Genomic DNA, 12,077 nt, shown 5'->3' with positions numbered 1-12,077 from the left:
GCCTCGAAGATCTCCGAGACATCCCTAGAAGAAAGGCTCCTCTTAGAAGAAGCAGCAACAAGCCTCTCACCATCCGCAGTATATGATATCACCCTAACCCTGGGGATCCTCATCAAACACTGCAGCCTCTAAATATAATTGTTTTGTTATGAGGAATAACATTCTATAGCCCTAAAATTCCAAAGAGGATACTAGGGTTAACATTATAGAAGGTATTACAGCTGAAATCCTTACAACTGAGAACCTCAGCCCTTCAGGATGGGGATAGTTAATTCTTATAAGCTTTGATGGTAGCGCTATAGCTAGAGCGAGGGCTCCCTCTAGGGCTGGGAGGAGGTCAGCCTTCTAAAAGAGTTATGGAGATTCATATCCTTTGTTCCTTCATCCCTTGTGGACATTAGTGGGCTAGTCTCTATTTTTAGCAATTACCATATGATGTTAACCTCTTTCATCTCTTTGCTGCTGGAAACCTTGCTCTTAAGGGCGGAGTTTCAGTTGTAATGCTTATAAGGGTGTTTACATATATAGGAGTAAGCTCTGTGGGGGTGGTGGGCTAGGCTTCCACTAGGGTTTATATATTCGATACAACTCTACGGGATGGAGAGCAAACCCCAGGTGTGGCTTTAACTGTTGATGAGAAGATCAGGATAGCTCAAGCTCTTGATGAGCTAGGGGTAGATGTTATAGAGGCTGGCTTCCCTATAACCAGTCCTGGTGAGTTCGAGGCTGTTAAGCGGATAGCCCGTCTTGGTTTAAATGCTAAGATCTGTGCGTTGGCTAGAACTAATGTAAAGGATATGGAACAGGCTATTGATGCTGATGTTGATAGGGTTCATGTATTTATCGCAACATCGGATCTTCATCTAAAATATAAGCTTGGAATTACTAGGGAAGAGGCTCTGAGGAGGGCTGTTGAGGCTGTTGAATACCTTAAATCCCATGGTGTTGAGATCGAATTCTCTGCTGAGGATGCCACGAGAAGCGATCCTGAGTTTCTGAAGCAGATATACTCAGCAGTTGTTGATGCAGGAGCTGAATATCTGGATATACCAGATACTGTTGGTGTAGCAACACCAGAGCTCATTGAGAACCTTGTGAGAACCATCGTAGGTGTTTCTAGAGGAAGGATAGTTAGTGTTCACTGCCATAACGACTTCGGCTTAGCAACAGCTAATAGCATAGCCGGGGTTAGAGCAGGTGCTAGGCAGGTTCATGTTACTATAAATGGGATAGGTGAGAGGGCTGGGAATGCGAGTCTAGAGGAGGTGGTAATGGTGCTTAAGCTCCTATATGGCTATGAGGTGAATATAAGGACAGAGAAGCTTGTAGAGGTATCCAACCTAGTCTCAAGGCTAACAGGTATACCGGTGCAGCCTAATAAGGCTATTGTTGGTAGAAACGCCTTTGGACATGAGAGTGGGATACATACACATGGTATACTGAGAAACCCAGCTACATATGAGCCCTTCCCACCTGAGCTCGTTGGTGCTAGGAGATGGCTGGCTGTGGGTAAACATGCTGGATCACATGGTATTAGAGCTAGGCTCGAGGAGCTAGGCTTTAGAGTAGACGAATCGCAGCTGAAGGCTATAGTGGCTAGGGTTAAATCTCTGGGGGATATGGGTAGAAGGGTTACTGATAAGGATCTCATAAGCATTGCAAGAGAGGTTCTAGGTATCAGGGAACATGGGGAAGGAGAAATAGCTAGGCTATCCGGGATCGAGGTTTATACATCAGAGCTCGGTGTAGCAACCGCTATAAAAGTGCTTATAAAAGGTGATAACACCGTGTTCCATGGAAAGGGTAGGAGTGGGTTTGAAGCAATCTTAGATGCAGCAGCTAACATGCTGAGGGGATATGGTATTAGGATAAAGGATCACGAGATCAGAGTTGGTAGAGCAGGTAGTGTAGATGTAGAAGCTATAGTAACTATAGAAGATGCAGGTGGGAGAACTATAACTACGAGCTCTATTAGACCCGATATGTATTGGGCATTTGCAGAGGCGGTGGTTGAGGCTCTCAACATAGCATTATCATATAAAGATAGTAGAGGATAGATATGGGGGCTAATGATGTATAGGATAGCATGGATAAAGGGTGATGGGATAGGTCCTGAGATATCGGAGGCCACACTTAATGTTATATATACTGCTGAGAGGATATATGGTGTTTCATTCGAAATACTATTCTATGATGCTGGTGATGAGTGTTTAAAGAGGAGGGGGACGCCTTTGCCTGAGGAGACTATAGAGGGTATTAAAAGAGCTGATGCCTCTATTAAAGGGCCTGTGGGGGAGACGGCTGCTGATGTTATAGTAAGGCTTAGACAGATGCTAGATCTATATGCGAATATAAGGCCTGTAAAGAGCTATCAAGGTGTGAAGAGCATAGGACAGGTAGATCTAGTTATTGTGAGGGAGAATACAGAGGATCTATATAAGGGCTATGAATTCGAGGTTGGAGACGCAGTTGTAGCATTAAGGATCATTAGCGAGAAGGCGAGCAGAAGAATAGCTAGGGTAGCCGGCGAGCTTGCTATAAATAGGAGGCGGCATGTAACTATAGTGCATAAGGCTAATGTACTTAGAAAGAGCTGCGGGCTATTCCTAAGAGTAGCTAGGGAGGAGCTATCTAGGTACAACGTTATAGTTAGGGATATGCTTGTAGATGCTGCTAGCATGGCTTTGATAAGGGATCCAGAGTCTTTCGATGTTATTCTAACAACAAACATGTTTGGAGATATATTAAGTGATGAAGCAGCCCAGGTTGCTGGGAGCATAGGTCTAGCTCCCTCAGGGAATATGGGGGATGGGATAGCGATCTTCGAGCCTGTGCATGGTGCAGCACCAGACATAGCTGGTAAGGGTATAGCGAATCCATATGCAATGATACTCTCAGCAGCTATGATGTTTGAATGGCTTGGGAGGAGGAAATCGGATAAGAGGCTTATAGATATGTCAAAGGCTTTGGAGAGGGCTGTTGAGATAGCAATAGTTAGGGGCTGTAAAACCCCGGACATAGGCGGTGATATGAAGACAGCCGAAGTAGGAGGCTGTGTAGCAGATATAATGGCTAAGGAGCAATATAGTGGCTAGGGGTGTCTATATGGGGCTTACCATATATGAGAAGATATGGGATATGCATAAAATAGCTAGTGATGGTGATAGAGATCTTCTATATATAGATAGGCACTATATACACGAGGTCACCTCACCCGTTGCATTCGAGAGAATAAGAATCCGTGGTAGAAGTGTTAGGAGACCGGATCTAACCATAGCTATTATGGATCACAATGTTCCTACAGGGGATAGGACAGCGCCAATAACAGATCCCCTCTCACTAGAGCAGATGGAGACTCTGAGGAAAAATGCTTATCAATATGGCATAATGCTTCTAGACTATTACAGCCCCTACCAAGGCATAGTACATGTTGTTGGTCCAGAGCTTGGATTAACACTACCAGGGATGACTATAGCATGTGGGGATAGCCATACAATGACCCATGGAGCCCTAGGAGCACTAGCCTTTGGGATAGGTACTAGCGAGGTAGAGCATGTTCTAGCAACACAGACTCTATGGGTTAAAAAGCCGATGGCTATGGAGATCAGGCTTAGGGGTAGGCCGGGAAAAGGGGTTATGTCTAAAGATATAGCTCTAGCCCTTATAGGGGCTATAGGTACTGGTGGAGCTATAGGCTATATAGTGGAGTTTAGGGGGGACTATATAGAATCTATAAATGTTGAGGAGAGGATGACACTCACCAACATGGCGACCGAGGCTGGGGCTAGGAGCGCTATTATATCACCAGATGAGAAGACCATCGAATATATACGTGGAAGACCTTTTGCCCCTGCTGGCGAGGAATTTGATGAGCTAGCTAAGTTCTGGAGATCGCTATCAACGGATCCTGGTGCGTATTTCCATAAAACATTTGAGATGGATGTCTCGAAGATAGAGCCTCAGGTGACTTGGGGAACAACCCCTGCTATGGTAGCTAGTGTAAACGATACAATACCAGATCCCAGCTCGTTTGAGGATAGGGTTGTAAGGGCATCTGTTGAGAGGGCTCTAAAGTATATGGGTCTCAAGCCCGGGATGAGGATAACAGAGATTAAAATAGATAGGGTCTTCATAGGGTCTTGTACTAATGCAAGGCTCTATGATTTGATACAAGCGGCAAGGGTTATAAAGGGGAAGAAGGTTAAAAGCGGTGTGAGAGCCATGGTGGTTCCTGGCTCACAGCTTGTTAAGAGACAGGCTGAGAGGCTAGGGCTCCACAGGATCTTCATAGAGGCTGGCTTTGAATGGAGGAACTCGGGGTGTAGCCTGTGTATAGGTATGAATGAAGATAGATTATCCCCTGGCGAGCGCTGTGCTAGTACCTCTAATAGGAACTTTGAAAATAGGCAGGGGCCTGGTGGAAGGACTCATCTAGTCAGCCCGTTAATGGCTGCGGCCGCAGCTATTGAGGGTAGATTTGTTGATGTAAGGGATTTCGAGATCCTACCGTTGGAAGAGATAGTGGATCTAGATCTTCTTGAGAAGCTAGGGTATGGCTGGATGTTAAGGTGATCATATGGCGATCAAAATTATAGAGGGTAAGGTAGCTCCACTACCTATTGAGAACATAGATACGGATCAGATAATCCCAGCACAGTTCTTGAAGATAAGTAAGAGGGAGGGGCTGGGGAAATACCTTTTCTATAGGTGGAGATATGATGAGCAAGGCCGTCCGAAGGAGGGATTCATACTAGATGATCCCAGATATTCAGGGGCATCGATCCTTGTTACAGGTAGAAACTTCGGAATAGGATCATCGAGGGAACACGCGGTTTGGGCACTAATAGACTATGGGATAAAGGCTATCATAGCACCATCGTTTGGCGATATATTCTATGAAAACGCAGCTAGAAACGGCCTTGTATGTGTGAAGGTTAAGGAGGAAATCGCAAAAGAGATTATAGAGGAGGCTTTAAGGAGAGAGGTATATGCTAGAATAGATCTTGAGAATAAGACCCTCTCATATCTTGGAAAAAACATTAGCTTTGAGATTGAGGAAAATGTGAGAAAAAGGCTTATACTCGGCTTAGACGACATAGGATTAACACTAGAATTCTATGAAGAGGCGATAAGAAGATATGAAGAGAAAATGGGAAGCTATATAAAAATCAGAAAAGGGATCTTCACACCGTTGTAGCCTTAGAGAAGTCCAAGGCTTTAGCTCTTCAATATTTAGAGAAGGGTTAGATATTATCCAAAGTCTCATATTGGGTGTGGGATGTGTAAAATAAGCAATAGCCTCTTTATAGCTTTTTATATTGAATCATGTTTTTCCATGTCATGTAAAGTTATAGGTAAGCGATACGGCTTCCTTCCCACTTTAGAAGGGTAAGACTTTTAGCTGTAAAATATCTATCTAAACTTTACCTATTATTCCCACTATGCTTCTATTTAGAGAGATAGAGCGTCTATCTAAAACCTATAGCGTTTGTCGATCTCCAAGATCCTAGGTGAGCCTCGGCAGGATTGAGAAATACTGTGGGCTAACTGTTATGCTATAGACACTGGAATTCCTTATCTTCGTTCTCCAAGACTTCTAAGAAGATCTACGCCAGAGATCCTGTTATATAGAGGCATAACCATTAGATAGGCAAAGAAGATCACCCATATTATATATGTATAGCATCTCGTTCCACCACTAACATTAATTTCAACGTCTATTGGTGGGGGTAACGAGCAATTGCTAGGAGCTACCAATCCAGCCTCACCAAAGAGCGCTAGGCTATAGGTTATGATCACTAGCATAAGGATTATTGGGATCGTGGCTGTGAGCATTGATATTCTGAAAACCCTCCCCCTAAGCCTTCTATATCTGAGACTAAGTACATCAGCCTTCTTCTTAGACCTTACCTTGGAAGCCCTCTCAATATCCCTTGCAATCCTCGGGGCCTCATTGACTATGCTTTCAGGTTTCATCAGCCTTCTAGCTAGATATCCAGAGACTAGGATCAGATATATAGTCAATATAGTTATATTTATAACGTATATATTGAGTATGACTATGGTAACTCCCTCAAAATCCTTTTAAGCCTATTGGGTTAAAAAATCTAGAGAGCCATGGTAAGTCCAAGGCTTCGCTCAAGATCCCTTAAGAGGATTAAAAGGAGAACACCTGGGGGTAGAAGTGTTGTTCACTATGAAAGGATCAAGAGATCTGTTGCTCGATGTGGCAGATGCGGTGCACAGTTAAACGGTGTTCCAAGAGATACTAGGGATCTTAGGGTGCTCCCAAAAAGCTCTAAGAGGCCTAACAGGGTTTTTGGCGGCGTGCTATGCCATAGATGTGTTGAGGAGATCTATAAGGAGATTATAAGGAGCACTAGCCATGGGCCATAGATGTTTAGTAATAGCTATTAGCGGCCCCCCAGGCTCGGGAAAATCCACCCTCGCATCCGCAATAGCTAGGAGACTTGGGTTAAGATACCACTCTACAGGAGCTATATTTAGGAGGATCGCATCTGAAAAGGGCGTCTCTGTTGAGGAGCTTGATAGGATTGCGGAGAAGGATCCTTCTATAGATCTAGCGATAGATAATAAAGCGAAGGAAGAGGCTATGAGAGGGAGTGTAGTTGTAGAGGGGCATATAGCTACATGGATGGTGAAGGACTATGCAGATCTCCTAGTATATGTCACAGCCCCCATCGAGACAAGGGCTAAGAGGGTTGCTGCTAGAGACGGCATATCTATTGAGGAGGCGAGAAGGAGGATCGAGATTAGGGAGGAGTCTATGAGGAGGAGATTTAAAAACCTATACTCGATAGATATAAGCGATCTTAGCATTCACGATATCATAATAAATACCGAGAGAATCGATGTCGATACCATGGTAAAGATAGTGTTAACAGCTATAGAAGAGATTATAAGAAATAAAAATGTACAGATACTCTGTTCCCAGTAATAATCACTTTGATTTTGAAATGATAACCTCTATTAGTAACCTCTGTTTTAACCGGGATTATAGAATGTTATGCTAGCCTATATGCTTTATAGCACGGCTCTTACATAGCCACCGTCTATCAATATCATAGCTCCATTGATATATGAGGCTTTATCGCTTGCTAGGAAGGCTGCTAAATAGCCTATCTCCTCTGGCTTTCCAAGCCTTCCCAGAGGTATGTCTCTAGCTAGGTATCTAAGTGCTTCATCAACCGATATTTTATTTCTAGCTGCTAGATCTTCAGCGATCCTTATAACTCTCTCAGTCTCTATATGCCCTTGCATAATCCCGTTAGCAGTTATCCCCTTTGGACCGAGCTCAACTGCTAGGGATTTCACCAGCCCTGCGATACCTAGTCTCACGGTGTTGGATAGAACTATGTTTGGAAGGATCTGTTTAAGCGTGCTTGATGTAATATATATCAGCCTTCCCCACCCCCTCTCAATCATTCCGGGAATAACCAGCTTTGTTAGCCATACAGCGCTTAGTAGGAGAAGCTTTACAGCATCTTCCCAATCCTCGAAGCTAAGCTCCATAAAGGTTCCCAGCTTTGGAGGGCCAGTATTATATACCAGGATATCTATTCTTCCAAATCTATCTAGTGCCTGCTTAACTAGGTTCTCTATATCCGCCCTAGACCTGAGATCAGCTGTCACACCGAAAACCTCAGAGCCTGAGATCCCCTTTAACCTAGCTACAGCCTGCTCCACATTCTCCCTATTCCTCGAGGTTATAACCACATTTACTCCCTCCTCTACTAGAACCCTTGCTACGCCAAATCCGATCCCCTTTGTAGATGCTGTTACAAGGGCTACCTTACCCTTTAAACCTAGATCCACTCTCTCACCACATTTGTACATCAAGATTCTACTCTCATGGAATTAAAGCTTTAGGATATAGGGACTATAGTTTATTAAATGTTAGTCTTGTAAGCCAGTAGATAGATCTTAGAACCCCTAGGAAATTATCGAGATTTATATTAGAGAACATATATGCCATGGTCCCCCTTGTTTCTTTTAGACCTCTGAATATCCATTCTATATTATCGAAGATCCTATCTATCATCTGCGATACTATGCTTCTAACAAATTTATTCTTGATCCCTCCAGTTAGATTTGGTATTAGCTTTCTGGTAATCTTTAAATTATATCTCCAGGATATATATAGTAAGTCCCAATAGTTCTTTGGAAGCTTCTCAAGCACGGGGAATGGGTTATCCTTTATCCTCGATGTCCCCATAGGTATGACTGGTAGGGGGAAGATCCACGCTATAAACTCATGATCGATTATCTTTTGCACAAGCTCTATACTATCCTCAACATCATCCTCGGTCTCCTCTGGATAGCCTATCGTCATGGTATAGCATGGGTATATATAGTTCTCATTCATAATCGCTGTAGCATCTATTATGATATCCCACCAATCCTCAGGCCTCCATGGAAACGCTTTAGCCCTCATATATTTATTCAAAATCTTTATACTACCGCTTTCAAGACCTACTACAGGGGCAACGGCGCGTCTACTATCATATCTAGCAATCTCAGCCATAGCCTTCACGGTTTTGGGGGACTCCCTAACAGCTGGAGCAGATATATGTGGGAACCACAGCCCATCTACACCCATTGACATGAGCTCTGTATAGAGCTTTACAATAGCTTCATGATTAGTTCTAAGTTTTTGAGAGCCGTAGAGGAGCACATCATCTGTTATCATCTCTACCCTATTTATACCGGCTCTTAGATTTACCTCAACCTCTTTTTTAATTAGATCTAGCGGCATGGATCTAAAAGTTTCCGGAGTTATAGAGCAGAACCAACAACCCCTCGGACAACCCCTCGTTATCTGTACCTCCCCAAGTCTTGCAGGGTTTACTATAGCTGGGATCTCCTCCACCTTTGGATCTCTTCCTCTAACTACTGGAGGCACCTCCTCTCCATTGATGAGCCTCTTGACTATAGCTGGGAGATCTCTCTCGGCTTCTCCAATAAATATAACGTCGGCATAGCTAGGCCTTTGATTCACAAGCTCCCATGCTCCAGGCCCTCCAATAATAACTTTAAATCCATATCTCTTCTTAAGCTTCTCGATCTTCTCGCCAAGTTCTCTGAAGAATCTCGCTGTCCATGTCTCACCTCCTCCGAAGATCATTGATAACTTATAGCTAACAGGATCCATTCCTAAGGGGTCGTGAACAGAGATCCCTATAACTTTCGCACCCATTCTAATTGCTCTCTCTATCTTCTCCGGAACCACGACCCAGGTGCTAAACCCGGATCTTATGAGAAGAGCCTCCAACTTTCTCAGGGCGTATGGGGCTATAGAGGCTCTTCCATATTTATCACTCTTAACTGGGGGTGTGAAGAGCTTATCCATAAAGAGTCTTGGAACGAGCCTAGCCGGCATGCATGCTACATATCCAAGCACACTTGATCCTCCATAATCCGTGAAAGATCCTCTATCAGCTGTTAAAACAACCTCAGGCCTTTCAGAAACAGCCTGAGGCATGTTCTACCTAATAAGACTCTTGTCAGGATTAATAAATTTTCTCAGCCTATATGCTTGGGAAGCATATGGAGGAAATAAGTGATCTCATAGGTTTTATAGCAAGTGTTATCTTCATATACTTCCCTGCAATGGCAGCAAACGGCGCACCTGTCTTTGTTAAAAGGGGTACTCCAATAGATCTTGGGAAGATCTTCATAGATGGTAGAAGGGTCTTAGGTGATGGAAAAACCTATGAAGGGTTATTAGTAGGTATTATATTTGGAACTGGTGTAGGGGCTATCTATGCTATTGCCCTCGATAACTCGGCTTATATTATATATTCATTGATATCTTCTATAGGAGCATTGCTAGGAGATATTATAGGTGCATTTATAAAGAGAAGACTAGGTATTCCAAGGGGGGCTCCAGCACCAATTCTAGATCAGCTATCGTTCTATCTATTCGCTAACTTGCTTATAAAGATCACAAGACTTGATAGAGGCATTGGCTATGTAATAGGGCTTTGGGAATTCATAGCTGGGGCAATAATAGTGCTTATACTCCACATAGGCACCAACTGGGGGGCCTATAAGCTTGGCATTAAGAGTGTTCCATATTGATGGTGTTCCTCATTTTAGAGGTATACGCCTGATCATAGATAACGCTATTCAACCTATAGTCTCTCAGATATATATTTTATAATCTCTTCTAAACCAGCCTCTACCACCTTCCTATCTATCTGAGCCCCAGCTATATGTGGATGCCCACCTCCCCCAAGCCTCATAGCAATCTCTGCACAGTTAATGTTTTCAGAGCCGCGGGCAATTGTTACAGCACCATTTCTATATATAACAAAGGCTATGTCATAACCTTTAACCCCAGCTTCTCGAATAGCTATTTTAGAGCTGATCATAGGATCTGAGATTAGGAAGAGCGTTTTATACCCCTTTATATCTCTAACAACAACACCTCTCCTGAGATCTTCGAGGATCTTCTCCTTCTCCCTCTTCGCCTCAGCCCATACACCATCGATCTCGTGATCCCATATAATCCCTTTAGAGAATTTCCTTGCCAATTTTATGAGAAATCTCTTATCACCTTTTCTATAGAGGCTATATCTAATTACATCTGTTAAAGGCTCAGATAGGGGGTGGCTAAATAAGCCGTAATCAGTATCTCTAGATAGATATGCTATGACACTAATATCTATCATTTTCTCTAACCCAAAGTAGTGTATCACGTTCTCCGTCGCCGTCATAGATCTATTTATATGGGTCTCGATATACCCAAGAGCCCTAGCCTTTGATAGAGCCTCCTCACTCCAAACATGGTGATCTATCCAGATAACTCTTTTATCTTCACATTTAGCTAAAGATCTATCTAGGGTTTCTATCATTTCGACATTAGGATTAAGATCTGTTATTAGAAGCTCTATAGATCTTTTATCCCGGCATCTCCCAGCGATCTTTCTACTCAGTAGTAGCCATTCATCCTTAAAATAGCCTGTTAGATATACACATCTAACCTTCATACTTTTAATCGCTACAGCAGCAGATCCTATACCATCGATATCCTCCTCATGAGATACAACACATAAATCCCTAGAGAACTTCTCACTGCGAGCCATGCTCCGGGTAACCATATATGACCATCCAAACAGCCTTAAAAAGGCTAAATGTGTCTACATCTTATAGCTGGAAATCTGCCCTTTAAAGTTGAAAGGAGGCTGGTGATTAAATGCTTATGCAGGATATATCTCTATCGATGATAGATGTCTTCTTATATATTAAACCTCTTCTACTAGGATTAAGTGGTATATGTATATGACATGGAAGGTAAAGGATCTCTCGCTTGCAGGAATTGGAAGAAATCAGATCGAGTGGGCTGAGAGGCATATGCCGGTTATTATGAAGATCAGAGAGAGGTTCTCAAAGGATAAGCCTTTAGAAGGGGTGAAGATCGCTGCTGTCTTACATGTAACTAAAGAGACAGGTGCTCTGGTTAGAACCCTCGCTGCTGGTGGAGCCGAGGTCTGGCTAGCAGGGTCTAATCCTCTGTCAACTCAGGATGAAGTTGCAGCTGCCTTGGCTGAGGAGGGTGTTCATGTATTTGCGTGGAGAGGCGAGACTCCTGAGGAGTATTGGTGGTGTATAGATAGGATCATAGAGGCCTCGCCAGATATAGTTATAGATGATGGGGCAGATCTCCATGCAAGGATCCATAAGCAGTGGCCTGAGAAGGCTAGAGCGGTTATAGGAGGTACAGAGGAGACGACTACAGGGGTTATAAGGTTGAGGGCTATGGAGAGGGATAGAGTGCTTGCATATCCAGTAATAGCTGTTAATAATGCTCTCACAAAATATCTATTTGATAATAGATATGGTACTGGACAGTCAACTATAGATGGTATAATGAGAGCCACCAATACCCTTATCGCTGGAAAGGTCTTTGTAGTAGCTGGATATGGCTGGGTTGGGAGGGGTATAGCTATGAGGGCTAGGGGTATGGGTGCTAGGGTTATAGTAGTTGAGGTAGACCCTATAAGGGCTTTAGAGGCGCTTATGGACGGCTTCGAGGTTATGAACATGGCTAGAGC

The 12,077-nt window shown here is 43.4% G+C and carries 12 protein-coding genes; 8 read left to right on the top strand and 4 right to left on the bottom strand.

Annotated elements, in window-relative coordinates; translation table 11 throughout:
* The first annotated feature begins 575 nt into the window (after positions 1–575).
* From QXE01_08900 to leuD, 4 genes are read left to right on the top strand one after another with little or no spacing between them, the layout of a single operon-like run.
* Positions 576–2,057 (top strand): 2-isopropylmalate synthase, encoded by a 1,482-nt coding sequence (locus QXE01_08900; GenBank protein ID MEM4971354.1) that lies wholly within the window; start codon positions 576–578, stop codon positions 2,055–2,057.
* A gap of 12 nt (positions 2,058–2,069) precedes the next feature.
* A complete protein-coding gene (locus QXE01_08895) occupies positions 2,070–3,095 on the top strand; it encodes an isocitrate/isopropylmalate dehydrogenase family protein (GenBank protein ID MEM4971353.1) in 1,026 nt (341 codons plus the stop codon).
* Entirely contained in the window at positions 3,088–4,572 is a 1,485-nt protein-coding gene (gene leuC, locus QXE01_08890; protein ID MEM4971352.1) for a 3-isopropylmalate dehydratase large subunit, read from the top strand. The genes QXE01_08895 and leuC overlap by 8 nt, the downstream gene beginning before the upstream one ends.
* A 4-nt stretch (positions 4,573–4,576) precedes the next feature.
* Positions 4,577–5,197: a 3-isopropylmalate dehydratase small subunit gene (gene leuD / locus QXE01_08885; protein MEM4971351.1), complete on the top strand. Its 621-nt coding sequence runs from the start codon at positions 4,577–4,579 to the stop codon at positions 5,195–5,197.
* 377 nt (positions 5,198–5,574) lie between these two features.
* On the opposite strand, the gene QXE01_08880 is transcribed toward leuD, so the two are convergent.
* A complete protein-coding gene (locus QXE01_08880; GenBank protein MEM4971350.1) occupies positions 5,575–6,024 on the bottom strand; it encodes a hypothetical protein in 450 nt (149 codons plus the stop codon).
* Between the two features lie 93 nt (positions 6,025–6,117).
* Between QXE01_08880 and QXE01_08875 the strand changes: the two genes are divergently transcribed.
* Both QXE01_08875 and QXE01_08870 read left to right on the top strand, forming a co-directional pair.
* Positions 6,118–6,396, top strand: a complete 279-nt coding sequence (locus tag QXE01_08875; GenBank protein MEM4971349.1) for a 50S ribosomal protein L34e — start codon at positions 6,118–6,120, stop codon at positions 6,394–6,396.
* Complete coding sequence (locus tag QXE01_08870; GenBank protein MEM4971348.1) at positions 6,386–6,958, top strand: AAA family ATPase; 573 nt, start codon at positions 6,386–6,388, stop codon at positions 6,956–6,958. The genes QXE01_08875 and QXE01_08870 overlap by 11 nt, the downstream gene beginning before the upstream one ends.
* A gap of 86 nt (positions 6,959–7,044) precedes the next feature.
* Here QXE01_08870 and QXE01_08865 read toward each other — a convergent pair whose 3' ends face one another.
* The gene (locus QXE01_08865) at positions 7,045–7,836 is read right to left on the bottom strand and encodes an SDR family oxidoreductase (protein ID MEM4971347.1); all 792 of its coding nucleotides are present in this window, start codon (positions 7,834–7,836) and stop codon (positions 7,045–7,047) included.
* Positions 7,837–7,900: 64 nt separating this feature from the next.
* On the bottom strand, positions 7,901–9,502 hold the full coding sequence (locus QXE01_08860; protein ID MEM4971346.1) for a radical SAM protein: 1,602 nt from the start codon (positions 9,500–9,502) through the stop codon (positions 7,901–7,903).
* Positions 9,503–9,567: 65 nt separating this feature from the next.
* On the opposite strand from QXE01_08860, the gene QXE01_08855 reads away from it, so the two are divergent.
* The gene (locus QXE01_08855) at positions 9,568–10,101 is read left to right on the top strand and encodes a CDP-2,3-bis-(O-geranylgeranyl)-sn-glycerol synthase (protein ID MEM4971345.1); all 534 of its coding nucleotides are present in this window, start codon (positions 9,568–9,570) and stop codon (positions 10,099–10,101) included.
* Between the two features lie 53 nt (positions 10,102–10,154).
* On the opposite strand, the gene QXE01_08850 is transcribed toward QXE01_08855, so the two are convergent.
* A complete protein-coding gene (locus QXE01_08850) occupies positions 10,155–11,123 on the bottom strand; it encodes a DHHA1 domain-containing protein (GenBank protein ID MEM4971344.1) in 969 nt (322 codons plus the stop codon).
* Between the two features lie 181 nt (positions 11,124–11,304).
* Between QXE01_08850 and QXE01_08845 the strand changes: the two genes are divergently transcribed.
* A partial coding sequence (locus tag QXE01_08845; GenBank protein MEM4971343.1) for an adenosylhomocysteinase occupies positions 11,305–12,077 on the top strand: 773 nt, incomplete at its 3' end.

It is taken from the genome of Sulfolobales archaeon (assembly GCA_038897115.1).
Taxonomy (GTDB): Archaea; Thermoproteota; Thermoprotei_A; order Sulfolobales; family AG1; genus AG1.
This window is presented reverse-complemented; position numbering and strand designations above follow the sequence as displayed.